Raw genomic sequence first — 14,265 nt, 5'->3', positions numbered from 1 at the left:
TACCGTTACTCGGTAACGATAACCTCGCGGTCCTTGTAGAAACCGCAGCTGGGGCACACGTGGTGCGGAAGCTTGACAGCGCCGCAACGGGGGCACGTGGACTGAGCCGCAGCCGAGATCTTCATGTTGGCGGAACGACGGGTGTGAGTGCGGATACGACCCTGCTTTTGTTTAGGTACGGGCATAGTGACCTTCCTTATGAACTATCCAGTGTGGCGATTACGCGCAAGTAGCGATACTACCACAGTTTTACTCATCGAGCTTGAGATTCTTCAATGCTGCAAATGGATTTTCCGTGGCAGCAGCCCATTCTGCCTCTGCCTGGGCGGCGCAATCGCATTGCTCGACGTTGAGATTGCAACCGCAAGTGGGACACAGACCGCGGCAATCGGGCTTGCAGAGCACCACAAACGGCGTGTCCATAACGACCGCGTCATTGATGGGCTCACCCAGATCGACGATGCGGTCCTCACCCAGGAGCTCGTAGCCGTCCTCGTAGGCCTCGGGATCCTCGGGCTCCTCAAAGAGGTAGAACTCCTCGATCTCGCCGGCGATATCAAACGAGGCGGGCTCCAGGCAACGGTCGCACTCGCCGGTGGCGTGCGCGCGGACCATGCCCGTGAGCAAGACACCGGTACCGGCATTGGTAAAGACAACGTCGTAGTCGATGCCGTCCTGTAGCTGGTACTCCTTCTCGCCCACCGTGTAGGTGGCGACATCGACCTTACCGGTCAGCGGATACGAATCTCCAGGAAACTCGAGCTGCTCAGAAAGATCGACGGTAACGCTCGGGAACTCAGCCATTACCACTGACCATTCTGCTGGGCGGCACCCTCGTTGAGCTGCTGACGGCAACGGGTAACGGTGCCGGTCAGGCTCTTGAGGTTCTCCTCCAGGTGCGTAAAGACCTGCTCTGCGTAGTCCTCGGCAGCATAACGCGTCTCGCGCTCGTACTGCTGGGCACGATCACGGATGTCGTCGGCCTGCTGCTGCGCTAAGCGGACGATCTCCTGCTCACCGGCAATGGTGAGGGCCTGCTGCTGAGCGTCGGCGATGATGGAATCGGCCTGGGCGGCGGCGGAAGCCATAAGCTCCTCGCGCTCCTTAAGGATACGGCGGGACTTCTGCCACTCCTCGGGATAGCTCATGCGGATCTCGTCGAGGATGTTGAAGAACACGTCGGCGTCGATGACCTTGAACTGAGCGTTCTTGCCGAAAGGCGGCTTGGCTTCCTCGATCAGCCCTTCGAGCTCATCGACCAAGCTGACGATCCTATCGCCAGGAAAATTCTCGCCCGGCATCCGGTCTCCTTTCATAGGTAACATATCATCGTGCTAGTTTACCACATGCCACCAGGCAATAAAAAACGTCACGAAAAGCGGTGTCTGAGCGCTTCGACCACGTTGGGCGGGACAAACGTCGATACATCGCTGCCGAGCGAGGCGATCTGGCGAACGACCGAACTCGAGATATAGCCGTACTGCGGCGCACTCATGACAAAGATGGACTCCAGCTCGTTATCCAAGCGATAGTTGAGGTCTGCCTGCTGCAGCTCGTACTCAAAGTCGGTCATGGCGCGCAGGCCCTTGACCACGGCCCCCGCCCCCTGCTCGCGAGCGAAGTCGACCAAGAGGCCGGTAAAGGGCAGGACCTCGACGCCGTCGATATCACCGAGCGCCTCGCGAGCCAGCGCCACGCGCTCATCGAGCATAAACGTGGTGCCCACGCCGTTTTTACCCTGCGACTCGGCAACAGCGACGATCACGCTGGGAAAGATGCGACGGGCGCGGCGGATCACATCGATATGGCCAAACGTGATGGGATCGAAGGTGCCCGGGACGATCACGCGGTTGATGGTGTCATTCATGGGCGTCCTCCCAAGGCGCTTCCTCGTTATTTTCGTTCTTGTCAGCAAGGTCGTTCTCGTCCTCGGCCACCCAGCGCAGCAAGTCAACCGAGGTTATGCCGTAGCGCTTCTCTCGCACGGTCTCAAAACCGGTCGGGTGAGCGCCCGCGTCGGCGGCAGCGTGCTCAAACAGCGCATAGGCACCCTGTGCCAGCAAGCCTTGCTGAGCTAGGTTTTGCAGCAGCTCCTCGACCGGCTCGGCGCCAAAGGCATAGGGCGGATCGAGCAGGACCAGATCAAAGGGGCCACCCGGCACACGGCCGCGCGAGGCGCTCGCCAACACATCGCCGGTAACGACGCGCCAACGCGAGCGGTCGCCGCACAGCGACTCGATATTCTTGGTGATCAGACGGGCGGCATTGCGATCGATCTCGAACGTGGTGAGCGAGCGGGCGCCACGCGAGAGCATCTCGATTCCCAGGGCACCGGAGCCGCCAAAGGCATCCAGCACGCGGACCTCGTCCAAATCGAAATCGAACGCCGACATGACCATGGATGCACATGCCTCGCGCACGCGATCGGTCGTAGGACGGGTGACATCGCGTCCACGCGGCTCTTCGATCTTGCGGCCGCGCCATTCACCGCCGATGATTCTCATCCTCCGCTGACCTCCTTAAAGATATGTCGATAACGCATGGCGACCGCGTCGCGCAAGGGGCGCGTCGCCACGGAGTCAAGGTTGCAAGCATACCGCAAGAGCTCGACCGCGTCCAAATGGGCCCATTCGATAAGATCCTCGTCGGCGTCCAGGTCCACAAAGCGCAAGGTAATGCCGCCGTGTTGACGATAACCCAGAATCTCGCCCTCGTGGCGCAGACGCAGGTCCATCTGGGCGAGCGTAAAGCCGTCCGAGGTCTTTTCGAGCGACTGGAGGCGGTCTTGTGCCGCCGAGGCGCCGCCATTGCCCTTGGAGTGCGTCATGACCAGGCAGGTGCCCGACACGCTGCCGCGGCCCACGCGACCGCGCAGCTGGTGCAGGGCCGCCAAGCCAAAGCGCTCACCGTTCTCGATGACCATGACGGTGGCGTTGGGCACGTCGACGCCCACCTCGACCACCGTAGTCGAGACGAGCACGTCGATCTCGCCACGCTTAAAGGCATCGATAACCTGGTCCTTCTCCCCCGCTGGCATGCGGCCGTGAAGGCGCTCGATGGCAAGACCCGGCAACGCCAGACGCAGGCGATCGAGCTCGGTCGCCGTATCGTGCAGCGGCACGGGGACCGTCACGCGGCCCTCGTCGTCGCGGGCGATACCGGGCACGTCCTCCAGATCATCGGCCGAGTCACTCGGCTCCACGAGCGGGCAAATCACGTAGGCCTGCTGACCCTTTTCATGCGCCTCGCGGATGGCGCCATAGGCAAGGTCGCGGCTCGACTCGGTAAGCACGCGTGTCGTCACGCCAGCGCCAGGGACGGGCCGATGGCGGATGATGCTCGTGTCCAGATCGCCGTAGACCGAAAGCGCCAGCGTACGTGGGATGGGCGTTGCCGTCATAACGAGCAGATCGGCACCAGGGCCCTTCGCACGCAGGGCGTTGCGTTGGCCGACGCCAAACCGGTGCTGCTCATCGATGACCACGAGCGACAGATGCTTGAACGCCACGTTATCCGAAAGCACCGCGTGGGTGCCAAAGAGGACATCGAGCTCGCCCGATTCCAGCTGGGCATGGATCCGCTCGCGCTCGGCCGCTGGCGTGGCGCCCGTCAGGAGCGCCCAGGTCATGCCAGCCTGCGAGAGCAAGGGGCCGGTCTTATCGGCATATTGACGCGCCAGCACGCCCGTGGGCGCCATAACGCAGGCCTGCGTGCCGCTATCGGTAGCCACAGCCAGCGCGCAGGCGGCAACGGCGGTCTTACCGGTACCGACATCGCCCAGCAGCAGGCGGTTCATCACGCGCCCGCCATCGCACATATCGCGCAGGATATCTTGGAACGCGGCCTCCTGCTCGTCGCTCAGCGAAAATGGCAGGGCCTGCTTGAGCGCGGCCAGGTGCTCGCCCGCGGCGTGGGCGTAGGGCACCACATCGACCAGGCTGCCGTCGTTGCGCAGGCGCAGCGCCAGCTGCAGGTAAAGGCACTCCTCGTAGGCAAGCCGTGCGCGCGCGATATCGCGCTCAGCCATGCTCGAGGGAAAGTGAATTGATCGAAGCGCACGAGCATTGCTCATCAGGCGACGCTTAACGCGCAAGCGTGCGGGAATCGGGTCGAAGGGATTGCCGACGACCTCGAGCGCGCCACTTACGATGCGGCGCATCCATGCCTGGCTCACGCCGTCACTCACATAATGGACCGGCAAAATGGTGCCCGCAGCACGCCCGTCATCGAGCTTTTCAAAGTGCGGCGAGGCCATCTGCTTAAAACCGTAGGCAAACTCGACCTTGCCCATCACGGCCAGGCGGTCGCCCTGCTTAAGCTGCTGGGCAATCCAAGGCTGACGGAAAAAGGCGACCTGCAGCACGCCCGTCTCGTCAACGAGTGAGACCTCGGTCACCTGCATGCGCGGACGCGGCTTCTTTTGAACGATACGGTCGACCGTGGCGATGATGGTGCACACGGTACCGATGGGCGCCATCTCGATGGACCAGGAGCGCGTAAAGTCCAGGTATCGATGAGGGATATGCAGAAGGAGGTCCCCCACCGTCCGAATTCCCAGACGGCGAAGGGCCTCCTCACGTTTACCCGAAACATATTTGAGTCGCGCGATATCCTCGTCGAGCGCATTGCTCTGGGCAAAGCGATCCGAGACGCGCGGCACGGAGCAGAGCTCAGACATGGGCAGATGCCTACTCGATCGAGAAGATCACGGGATAGAGCGGCTGCTCGCCACGATGGGCGTCGATCTCCAGGTCGGGCTGAGCCTCCTCGATAGCGTCGACGATCTCCTGGAAGGCTTCATCGGACAGCTCCTCGCCGGCCAGAATCGTCAGCGCGTCGCCCTCCTCTTCCTCCTGCATACGGTTGATACAATCGAGCGTGACCTGTTTCACATCGGAGCCGACCACATCGATGGAACCGGCAATGATACCCATGACGTCACCGGAGTGAATCGGGGAGCCGTCCGAGGCGCTGGAGTCGCGCACGGCGCGGGTGACCTCGCCATCGCGGACCTCGCTGATGGCGTCAACCATAGCGGCGACGGCGTCCTCGAGATCGGAATCGGGCAGGACCGCGAACAGCGCGGAGAAGGCCTGCGGAACGGTCTTGGTGGGAACGACGGCGACCTTCTTGTCGGTGCAGGCAGAGGCGGCGGCCTCGGCAGCCATGCGGATGTTACCGTTGTTGGGCAGGATGATAACCGAGGTCGCGTTGACCTGGTCGACAGCGCCCAGCAGGTCTGCAGTCGAGGGGTTCATGGTCTGACCACCCGACACGATCACGTCGACGCCGAGGGACTTGAGGATGTCGGCCTCGCCCGAACCGGCGGCAACGGCGACAAAGCCCAGCGCCTTGGCGGGCTCGGCAGCCTTCTCCTGGTCCTCATGAATCTTGGCGGTACGGTCGTGGGCCTCCATCTCCATGTTGTGGATAAAGACCTCGTAGATCTGACCGAGCTGCAGCATGTGCTCGAGCACCAGGTTGGGGGTGTTGGAGTGCACGTGGATCTTGTAGTCGGGGTAGGCGCCCACGAGCAACTCACAGTCACCCATGGAGCCCAGGAACTTGAGGCACTCGTCCTCGTCAAAAGGAGCGTCGGCCTTAAAGAGGAACTCGTTGCAGTAGCGGAACTCCGAGCCCTCCCAGTCGTCGTTGGCCTCGATCTCAACACGACCAAGGGCCGCGTCGCGGGCAGAGCCAGCGGAATCAAACGTGGCAGAGAAATCCTCGACAACGGTGCTGCGGCCAAGCGCAGCGGCAACAAAGTTCTCAAGGAAAATAGCAAAGCCGAAGGCGCCGGAGTCGACCACGCCGTTCTCCTTCAGAACGGGCAGCAGGTCGGGCGTGCGGGCGACGGACTGGTAGGCCTCGACGACGATAGCGTCGAGCGCATCCTCGGCCGAGAACTTCTTCTTTTCGCACTCGTCGGCCTTGGTCGAGACATCGCGCAGCACCGTGAGGATCGTGCCCTCGATGGGCTTACGGACGGCCTGGAAGGCGACCTTGACGGCTCGGCGGAACGCATAGGCAATGTTGGCGGACGTAATGGGCTCGTCGGCAGAGACAAGACCCTCGGCCACGCCGCGCAGGATCTGCGAAGTGATGACGCCGGAGTTGCCGCGGGCGCCCATCAGGGAGCCGTGGGTGATGGCGCCGGCAATGGCCTCCATGTCGGCATCGGCGGGAAGGGCAGAAAGCTCCTTGGTCACCGAGGCGAGCGTGAGCGACATGTTGGTGCCGGTGTCGCCGTCGGGCACGGGAAAGACGTTGAGCTTGTTGATCTCCTCGGCCTTGTCGGAAACGGCAGCCGCAGCGATCGGAAAACAGGTGCGAATGGTCTTTGCAATCATGGGTATTTGAATCTCCGTTTTCGGATGCTAGTTCAGACGGCTCTTGAGCGCGTCGATATGGATGCCGATCTTAAGGCTGGCGGGATCGATCTGGGCGATCTCCTGCAGGGTGAAGGCAACGGAGCTCGAAAGATTGTGGCAGACGGACTTCATGTTGACGCCGTTCTCGAGCACGACGTGAAGATCGACCGTAAGGCCGTTCTCGTCGGCGGAGACAAGCACGCCCTTGCGGAGGCGCTGGCCGGCAAGCAGGCGCACGCTCTCGGCGCCCTGGAGCTGCTCAGCCATACCGACGACGCCATAGCACGTCATCGCGGCATAACCGGCAATATCGGCAATAACGTCGTTCGAGACGCTCAGGCTGCCGTTAATGGTCTCAGACACAAGAATCTCCTTATCTGGTGCTCGCGGCACCATGTCGTGGGAGCAATCATTGCAATATTTTACAACGACCGCGCCATGTTGAGGTGGTGGGTCGCGGGATTACATCCTCGACACGAAATGTTGATATGGCAACGTTCGAGTCAAGTGGTCGCGGCATGAAAAAACCCGCCGCTTAAGCGACGGGTTTTACAACCTGGCTCCCCGGGTAGGACTCGAACCTACAACAGCGCGGTTAACAGCCGCGTGCTCTACCATTGAGCTACCGAGGAATTAAAAAGCCCAGCGAAATGGGCTGAGAAATTCTGGCTCCCCGGGTAGGACTCGAACCTACAACAGCGCGGTTAACAGCCGCGTGCTCTACCATTGAGCTACCGAGGAATAGGTGCGTGCTCTCAAGCAACGAAGTTTATTATACGGACGAATCAGCTTAGGGCAAGAACTTTTTTGAGAATTTTTCCGACCTAGTCATTGGGGACGTTCTTGAATGACTAGTCATTCAAGAACGTCCCCAATGACTACATGAAAGCGCCCCCAGGCGGATGTGCTTGAGGGCGCTTCTTGCTTGACTAGCTTTCGATATAGTCCTTCAGCTTGCTCGAACGGCTGGGGTGGCGGAGCTTGGCCAAGGTCTTGGACTCGATCTGGCGGATACGCTCGCGCGTGACGCCAAACTCGCGGCCGACTTCCTCGAGCGTACGGGGATGTCCGTCGACAAGGCCAAAGCGCAGCTCGATAACCTTGCGCTCACGATCGGCAAGCGAGTCGAGCACCTGAGTGAGCTGCTCCTGCAGCATGGAGAAGCTGGCGGCATCGGGCGGAACGATTGCCTGGGAGTCCTCGATGAAGTCGCCCAGCTGGGAATCCTCTTCCTCGCCGATGGGGGTCTCGAGCGACACGGGCTCCTGCGAGATCTTCTGGATCTCGCGGACGCGGTCGGCGCTCATGTCCATCTCGGCACCGATCTCCTCGGGGGTCGGGTCGCGACCCAGGTCCTGAAGGAGCTGGCGCTGCACGCGGACGAGCTTGTTGATAGTCTCGACCATATGCACGGGAATACGGATGGTACGGGCCTGGTCGGCGATAGCGCGCGTAATGGCCTGACGGATCCACCACGTGGCGTACGTGGAGAACTTGAAGCCCTTCTGGTAGTCGAACTTCTCGACGGCGCGAATCAGACCGAGGTTGCCCTCTTGGATCAGGTCCAGGAACAGCATGCCGCGGCCGACATAGCGCTTGGCGATGGAGACAACCAGACGCAGGTTTGCGCTGATGAGTGCCTGCTTGGCTTCGAGGCCCACGTTCTCAATGCGCGTAAGACGACGCATCTCGGCACGCGTGAGCTCGAGCTCGCCGGCATCGGCAGCCTCGAGCTTCTCGGTGGCCTCGAGACCGGCCTCGATCTTCATGGCCAGATCGACCTCTTCGGAGGCGGTCAGCAGGTCGACCTTGCCGATCTCCTTGAGGTACATACGAACCGGGTCGCCGGTCAGCATCACCGTGGAGGCATCGATGCCACGCACGCGGGAGCGTGAACGGGACGTGCGCACGGTGCGCTTCTTCTTGCTCTTGGAAGAACCCATCTCGGCATCGGCCTGACGGGCCATCTTGAGCTCGTGATCGTCAAGCGAGCCGGAATCGTGCTCGTCGTCATCATCGAAATCGTCAGTATCGGTATCGTTATCGTCATCGTCGACGTCCATGGGGGCGTCGTCGTTACCGCTCGCGGAGATAATCTGGATGCCGCTGTTGCGCAGCGCGGAATACACCGCGGTGAGCTGCTCGTCAGAAACATCGATATCCTTCAGGGCGACCTGAATCTCGTCCTCGGTTACCGAAGTCCTGTTTGAGCCGTTGCCCATGAGCTTTGCAACGTAGGATTCCAGCCCAGTACCCGTGCTCTCAGTCTTTTTTGGCACAGATTCTCCCTTCATAGTCCACAGGACTCAATACTTTAGCACACACATTGACGTCTATACCCAAAAAGAGGACTGGATATAGGCAAGAATACGCTGGTTGACCACAACATCTAGGCCTGTTCGGTGCCTGCGGCCTCCAGACCGATCAAACGGAACGGGTCCGCCACGCCGCCGATCGACTTTTGCAGTTCGCGTTGACGCTGCGAATCCTGCGCGGCCTGCACGGTCAGCGCGCGACGGGCCTCATCGTCGAGCGAACGGTCCTGGCGCAGCTTGGCCTGTGCGGCACGCATGCGGCGCTTGATGGTGTAGAGCTCGAGCGTATCGAGCATAAACACGATGTTCGTCTCGGTGGGGTGCTTGCTCGTCGCCGAGATGCGCCCGGCACTCACAAGCGTTGCCGCCTCGGGACACACCGAGCGCGCCGCATCCATGCAGGCTGCAGGATCGGTTCCCGGCGGAGTTGCCAGAACGGCCCATGCGATGGACTCGTGACGTGGGTCAACCCACTCGATAGAGCAGATGCGGTCGGCATACGTGCGGAACAGGTCGGGGTAGCTCGTGAGCATGGTCAGCAGCTCACGCTCCCCTGCCAAGGACTTACGCTCAAGATCAGTAAGAACCATCGGCGCCGCCGCAGCCGGAGCGCCCGAACCATCAGTCACAGGTGCAGCACCCATACCATCAGGCACGTCGATCGGCGGCAGGTCGTCGACGACCTCCACGGGCGCGGCACCGTAGGCATCGAGCGGGACATAGTCGTACGGCTCTTCCTCGACCGGCGCCGCTACTGCCGGCGTCGCGCCCGACGCCCAAGCACCGCGACCGGCATCGCGAGAACCCGACGCCCGACCGCCCGCGCTACCGGACCGCTCAGCCTGCGCCCGCTGGCGCTCATAGTTCTGTTCGCGGCGGCGCTCGGCATCCTCGCGCTTGGCGACATCGCGAAACACACGGCCCGAGCTCGCACGAACTGTCTCCAGATCCAAACCCAACAGGTCGGCAATTTGAATAAAGTACGTGTCGATCATATAGCTGTCGCGCAGCGGATAGATAAGCGTCAGCGCATCCTCCAGCGCCTTGGCGCGACCGCCCGGCGTGGAGATGTCGCTCGACTCCTGAAGCGAACGGTACACGAAGTCCATGAGCGGCTCCGCGGCGTCAATGCGTTTCTGCAGCTCCCCTCCGCCGTGCGCCGTGATGAACTCCATGGGATCGTTACCGTCGGGCAGTACCACGCAGCGCAGGTCCATAGAATCCTGCTCGATAAACTGAATCGCACGGCGAGCGGCCTTTTGACCGGCAGCATCGCCGTCAAACATATACACGATGCGCTTGGCAAAGCGGGTGAGCGTCTTGACGTGATGCTCCGTGAGCGCGGTGCCCAGCGTGGCGACAACGTTTTTAATCCCCGCTTCCCAACAGGCGATGCAGTCGGTATAGCCCTCCACCACGATGGCGGTATCCTGCGCGACGATAAACTCCTTGGCCCAATTAAAGCCGTAGAGGTTTCGCTTTTTATGAAACACGCTCGTTTCGGCGGTATTGAGGTACTTGGGTTGGCCGTCACCCATGATGCGACCACCAAAGGCAATGTTGTGACCCTGCTCGTCAAAGATGGGGAACATCACGCGGTCGTAGAAGCGGTCAGCAAGCTGCCCGCGCCCGCGGCTCACGGCAACGTTGGCATCGATCATCTCCTGCGGGGTAAAACCCGCCTGGGACAGGTGCGACACCAGCGCGTTGCGGCCAGGCGCAAAGCCCAGGCAGTAGCGGCGGCAGACGTCGCCACCCATGCCGCGGCTGGCAAAGTACTCGCGCGGACGGCCGTCCTTACCGCGCATAAGCATGGTGTGGTAGAACTGGGCGGCCTCGGCGCACAGATCGTAGATTCGGGCACGCTTGGTACCGCGCTCGCGGCGATCTCCGGTGTCATGCAGCTCAATACCCGCGCGATCGGCCAAATATCGGATTGACTCGGGAAAGCTCAGGTTCTCGCGCTTCATGATATAGGTGAAGACATCGCCGCCTTCGCCGCAGCCAAAGCAATGCCACACCTGCGTGGCAGGGATTATGTGGAAGGACGGCGTCTTTTCGCCATGAAAGGGGCAGCAGCCCCAAAACTCATGGCCGCGGGGCTTGAGCTCAACCGTTTCCTGCACGATGGCAACTAGGTCGGACGCAGCGCGGACCTGGTCTTTTTCCTCATCGCTAATCACGGACGCTCACCCCCTGCTCGCCCAAGTTGTGACGAATATCTTCGATATTACCCTCGACGGTCGCGATCAACTCATCCAGCGAATCGAACACGCGCGACGGACGCAGCCAGCGCGTAAACGCCAGCGAAACGGAAGCGCCATACAGGTCGCCCGTATAACCAATTAAATTGGCCTCGAGATGCGCAGATGCCGCATCGTCAGCATACGTCGGCGGCAGTCCGACGTTAACGGCAGCGGGCCACACGATGTCGTTGACCAGCACCAGGCCCTCATACACGCCATCGGCAGGCACCTGAATGCCGTCGGGAACATGTAGGTTTGCCGTGGGAAAGCCCATGCCAGAACCCTCGTGACGGCCGCGAATAACACCGCCGCGCACCATATACGGGCGGCCGAGCAACTCAGCAGCAAGCTCCACATGGCCCTGTCCCAGCTCATGACGAATGCGGGTGGCGCAAATGGCCTCACCGCCCTCGCAAAGCAAGTCGTGCCCGTATACGTCAACGCCGCGCTCGACACCCCAGGCGCGCATCTCGGCAACACCAGAAGCACCGCCACAACCCAGCCTAAAGTCGCTGCCAACGCGAATCGATCGAATGTCGACCAGACGCGACACCAGCGAGAGAAAATCAACATGGTCAAGCGCCGCAACCTCAGGCGTAAAGGGAACGGCCACCACCGCATCGACCCCGGTTTGAGCCAGGGCATGTAGACGGTCGGCCGTCGTCATCAATTTTTGAGCGGGCGAAGGACTCACCACAACGTCCGGATCGGGATCGAAAGTGACCACGACAGCCTTGCAGTCATGGGCACGGGCATCACGGACAAGCGCTTCGATGAGTTCCCGGTGTCCACGGTGAACGCCATCGAACACGCCGATGGCAATCGATGCAGCACCCAAGTGCTCGCACTCATCAAACGCATCGGCAGTGACGATGCGGGCCTCGTCCGACTCGCCCTCGAAAAAGATACGCGCGAGCTCACGAGCGGACAACATCATCGAACACCGCCGATTGCCTGCGGAAACACGTGCTCCATGACAAAGCGGCCACTCTCAATGCGGGCAAGCGCCTTGAGTCCCCCATCGAGCACCAACGCAAAAGGCGCCTTCGCGGAATCGAAATCGGCAAGCGCACGCTCAACGGGAATGCGTCGGCCGTAGAGCAGGTCGTCGGCAAGATTGCCCGGCAAGTCAACACGCGTGGCGCCCAAGGCCGCAATGGGATCCAGGGCAAAGCCAGCCGCGGACTCGGGAGAAAGCTCCTCGACCGCATGACAAGCGCCAATGGAAACAACACCGGAGGCCGTGCGGCGCAGCGCGGAAATGTGCGCGGCGCTCTCGCAGGCGCGGCCCAAATCGCGAGCGAGCGCACGGATATAGGTACCCTTGCTCACTGAGAACGCCACGGTCCACACACACGTATCACCTTCGCCTCCCACGGCGATCAGGTCGGCGGCATAGACCTCGACGGGGCGCGGAGGTAGGTCCACCGCATTGCCCTCGCGAGCAGACTTGTAGGCGCGAACGCCATTGACCGAGATAGCCGAAAACGCCGGCGGCACCTGCATCTGCGGACCCAGCATAGCGGCCAAGCGCTCACGGGCATAGGCAGGATCGCGGAGCTCGTTGGCAACAGCCACCGTGCGGACCGCCTCGCCCTCCGCATCATCGGTATTGGTCTCGGCGCCAAACGAGATGTCGGCGACATAGCTTTTGGTATCGAGCGTGAGCATGCCCAGCAGACGGGTGGCCTGGCCCACACCCACCACCATGACACCCGATGCCATGGGGTCGAGCGTGCCGGCATGGCCGACGCGTCGCTCATGGAGGGCGCGCCGGCATTGCGAAACCACATCGTGGGACGTGCAGCCCACCGGCTTATCGACGGCGAGCAGCATATTCAGTTGAGAAGGCGTACGACGAGCCATGTACCATCCAAAAAGTTAAAGCTCGACGGTCACCGAAGCGGGATCCTCCCCTACCAGTTCGGCCAGCATGGGAAGTGCCACGGTGAGCGTCTCGAGAATCGTTCCGTTGTTGGAGAAACCGGCGGCAGCAGGATGTCCGCCTCCGCCAAAGGCAGCAGCGATCTCGGACACGTTGAGGTCACCCTTGGAGCGCAGGTTGCCGCGCACCTTGGTATCGCCCTCAATGCCCTTCAGGAACAGGCAGACCTCGACGCCCATCACCGAGCGCACCACGTCAACCAGACCGTCGCACTCATCCGAGGTGACACCGCACGCCTCAAGGTCACTCTGGTACGCGTAGCTATACGCGACGCGCCCGTGGGCCACCGTCTTAATGCGGCCCATAACGATGGACTTGAGGTGCAAAAACTCAACGCGCATGCTCTGGTAGACCTCGAGTGCCACACGCGCCGGATCGGCACCGTGGGCAACCAGACGCGAGGCTGCATGGAACGCGGCTGCATCGGCGTTTTGGTACTGAAAACGGCCGGTATCGGTAACCAAACCACACAGCAGGCAGGTCGCAACGCCATCACGTGCGACAATGCCGCAATTGTCCAAGAAGCGGTCGATGATCATGGCGCAGGCTGCAGCTTCGACGCGCCTCAGGCTGAGCTCGGCAAACTCCTCGCGCGCCGGATGGTGATCGAAGCACACCACATGCTTGGAGCGACGAAGCACCTCGGCGGAATTATTGAGACGCTCGACGACCGGCACGTCCACCGAGATGAACAGGTCCGGATTGCCGGTATACGCAGATGCCGGAACCAGGCGATCGGAGCCTTCCATAAAGCGGTAGATGCGCGGAACCGGATCATCGTCTGCCAGCAGCAGGGCAATGTCCTTGTTAGGGAAAAACTTCATAAGCGAGAGGCCCAGACCCAACACGGAGCCCAGGGCGTCGCCATCGGGAGAAGTGTGTCCCGAAATCGCAATGGAGGACGCACCCTCGATGAGCTCGAGGATGCGTCGCTGAATATCTGCAGACTCGCACGAGGCGAGGTCGGCGGAATTAGTCATCTAAAGCTGCCTCCTGGGCGGCATCCGCTATCGGATAGCCGTCCTCGTCCTTTTCGATCGCAAGCGTGGCGGGAACGTTTTCCAGCGCACGCGTGATGCGCTCGGCCTCATCGGTCGAGCGATCGATGCGAAAATCGAGCTCGGGCGTAACACGCCAATCGAGCGAGCGAGCCAACAAGCTGCGAATACGGCCCTTAGCGCTTGCGAGCGCCTCCATGACCTCGTCGTAGCGGCTCGCATCGCACGACACGAACACACGCGCGAACGAACGGTCCACCGCGACCTCGACCGCGGTCAAAGTAACCAGGTCAAGACGCGGATCGGAAACCTCAAAGAGCAGGATATAACCGAGCTTCTCGCGAAGCTGCTCGCCCAGACGACGGGTTGCCTGCGTTTGCTTCATAGCGC

14 protein-coding genes and 2 tRNA genes are annotated in these 14,265 nt (G+C 61.5%); all 16 read right to left on the bottom strand.

Annotation, left to right across the window (positions count from 1 at the left end; translation table 11 throughout):
• Positions 1–5: 5 nt before the first annotated feature.
• Positions 6–185 (bottom strand): 50S ribosomal protein L32, encoded by a 180-nt coding sequence (gene rpmF / locus DW754_RS00165; RefSeq protein WP_022094017.1) that lies wholly within the window; start codon positions 183–185, stop codon positions 6–8.
• Positions 186–249: 64 nt separating this feature from the next.
• Positions 250–804 (bottom strand): DUF177 domain-containing protein, encoded by a 555-nt coding sequence (locus tag DW754_RS00160; RefSeq protein WP_055309521.1) that lies wholly within the window; start codon positions 802–804, stop codon positions 250–252.
• Positions 804–1,301 (bottom strand): ATPase, encoded by a 498-nt coding sequence (locus tag DW754_RS00155; RefSeq protein ID WP_040358176.1) that lies wholly within the window; start codon positions 1,299–1,301, stop codon positions 804–806. Before DW754_RS00155 ends, DW754_RS00160 begins: the two co-directional genes overlap by 1 nt.
• Before the next feature lie 68 nt (positions 1,302–1,369).
• Positions 1,370–1,867 (bottom strand): pantetheine-phosphate adenylyltransferase, encoded by a 498-nt coding sequence (coaD, locus tag DW754_RS00150; RefSeq protein ID WP_117564151.1) that lies wholly within the window; start codon positions 1,865–1,867, stop codon positions 1,370–1,372.
• Positions 1,860–2,504: a 16S rRNA (guanine(966)-N(2))-methyltransferase RsmD gene (gene rsmD / locus DW754_RS00145; protein WP_117583420.1), complete on the bottom strand. Its 645-nt coding sequence runs from the start codon at positions 2,502–2,504 to the stop codon at positions 1,860–1,862. The genes coaD and rsmD overlap by 8 nt, the downstream gene beginning before the upstream one ends.
• Complete coding sequence (gene recG / locus DW754_RS00140; protein WP_117583419.1) at positions 2,501–4,678, bottom strand: ATP-dependent DNA helicase RecG; 2,178 nt, start codon at positions 4,676–4,678, stop codon at positions 2,501–2,503. The genes rsmD and recG overlap by 4 nt, the downstream gene beginning before the upstream one ends.
• 10 nt (positions 4,679–4,688) lie before the next feature.
• Positions 4,689–6,350, bottom strand: a complete 1,662-nt coding sequence (locus DW754_RS00135; RefSeq protein ID WP_117583418.1) for a DAK2 domain-containing protein — start codon at positions 6,348–6,350, stop codon at positions 4,689–4,691.
• 27 nt (positions 6,351–6,377) lie between these two features.
• Entirely contained in the window at positions 6,378–6,767 is a 390-nt protein-coding gene (locus DW754_RS00130) for an Asp23/Gls24 family envelope stress response protein (RefSeq protein WP_187361832.1), read from the bottom strand.
• Positions 6,768–6,928: 161 nt separating this feature from the next.
• A tRNA-Asn gene (locus DW754_RS00125) sits at positions 6,929–7,003 on the bottom strand.
• Between the two features lie 34 nt (positions 7,004–7,037).
• Positions 7,038–7,112: transfer RNA gene (locus DW754_RS00120), tRNA-Asn, on the bottom strand.
• 188 nt (positions 7,113–7,300) lie between these two features.
• Positions 7,301–8,650, bottom strand: coding sequence for an RNA polymerase sigma factor RpoD (gene rpoD, locus DW754_RS00115; RefSeq protein ID WP_055286388.1), 1,350 nt, complete (start codon positions 8,648–8,650; stop codon positions 7,301–7,303).
• A gap of 110 nt (positions 8,651–8,760) precedes the next feature.
• On the bottom strand, positions 8,761–10,869 hold the full coding sequence (gene dnaG / locus DW754_RS00110) for a DNA primase (protein ID WP_117583417.1): 2,109 nt from the start codon (positions 10,867–10,869) through the stop codon (positions 8,761–8,763).
• Positions 10,862–11,869, bottom strand: coding sequence for a riboflavin biosynthesis protein RibF (ribF, locus tag DW754_RS00105; protein WP_233508815.1), 1,008 nt, complete (start codon positions 11,867–11,869; stop codon positions 10,862–10,864). The genes dnaG and ribF overlap by 8 nt, the downstream gene beginning before the upstream one ends.
• Positions 11,866–12,798: a tRNA pseudouridine(55) synthase TruB gene (gene truB, locus DW754_RS00100; RefSeq protein WP_117583416.1), complete on the bottom strand. Its 933-nt coding sequence runs from the start codon at positions 12,796–12,798 to the stop codon at positions 11,866–11,868. The genes ribF and truB overlap by 4 nt, the downstream gene beginning before the upstream one ends.
• Before the next feature lie 15 nt (positions 12,799–12,813).
• The gene (locus DW754_RS00095) at positions 12,814–13,857 is read right to left on the bottom strand and encodes a bifunctional oligoribonuclease/PAP phosphatase NrnA (protein WP_099431635.1); all 1,044 of its coding nucleotides are present in this window, start codon (positions 13,855–13,857) and stop codon (positions 12,814–12,816) included.
• Complete coding sequence (gene rbfA / locus DW754_RS00090) at positions 13,850–14,260, bottom strand: 30S ribosome-binding factor RbfA (RefSeq protein WP_117629486.1); 411 nt, start codon at positions 14,258–14,260, stop codon at positions 13,850–13,852. Before rbfA ends, DW754_RS00095 begins: the two co-directional genes overlap by 8 nt.
• Positions 14,261–14,265: the final 5 nt, after the last annotated feature.

The organism is Collinsella sp. AM29-10AC, assembly GCF_003469085.1.
Classification (GTDB): Bacteria; Actinomycetota; Coriobacteriia; order Coriobacteriales; family Coriobacteriaceae; genus Collinsella.
Note: the sequence above shows the minus strand (reverse complement) of the source record. Positions and strands in the feature narration are given on the sequence as shown.

Coding starts and splice junctions, on each gene's coding strand:
- rsmD (WP_117583420.1), bottom strand. CDS start 2,504: ATGAGAATCATCGGCGGTGAATGGCGCGGCCGCAAGATCGAAGAGCCG.
- DW754_RS00155 (WP_040358176.1), bottom strand. CDS start 1,301: ATGCCGGGCGAGAATTTTCCTGGCGATAGGATCGTCAGCTTGGTCGAT.
- coaD (WP_117564151.1), bottom strand. CDS start 1,867: ATGAATGACACCATCAACCGCGTGATCGTCCCGGGCACCTTCGATCCC.
- rbfA (WP_117629486.1), bottom strand. CDS start 14,260: ATGAAGCAAACGCAGGCAACCCGTCGTCTGGGCGAGCAGCTTCGCGAG.
- DW754_RS00160 (WP_055309521.1), bottom strand. CDS start 804: ATGGCTGAGTTCCCGAGCGTTACCGTCGATCTTTCTGAGCAGCTCGAG.
- rpmF (WP_022094017.1), bottom strand. CDS start 185: ATGCCCGTACCTAAACAAAAGCAGGGTCGTATCCGCACTCACACCCGT.
- DW754_RS00130 (WP_187361832.1), bottom strand. CDS start 6,767: ATGGTGCCGCGAGCACCAGATAAGGAGATTCTTGTGTCTGAGACCATT.
- recG (WP_117583419.1), bottom strand. CDS start 4,678: ATGTCTGAGCTCTGCTCCGTGCCGCGCGTCTCGGATCGCTTTGCCCAG.
- DW754_RS00135 (WP_117583418.1), bottom strand. CDS start 6,350: ATGATTGCAAAGACCATTCGCACCTGTTTTCCGATCGCTGCGGCTGCC.
- DW754_RS00095 (WP_099431635.1), bottom strand. CDS start 13,857: ATGACTAATTCCGCCGACCTCGCCTCGTGCGAGTCTGCAGATATTCAG.
- truB (WP_117583416.1), bottom strand. CDS start 12,798: ATGGCTCGTCGTACGCCTTCTCAACTGAATATGCTGCTCGCCGTCGAT.
- ribF (WP_233508815.1), bottom strand. CDS start 11,869: ATGATGTTGTCCGCTCGTGAGCTCGCGCGTATCTTTTTCGAGGGCGAG.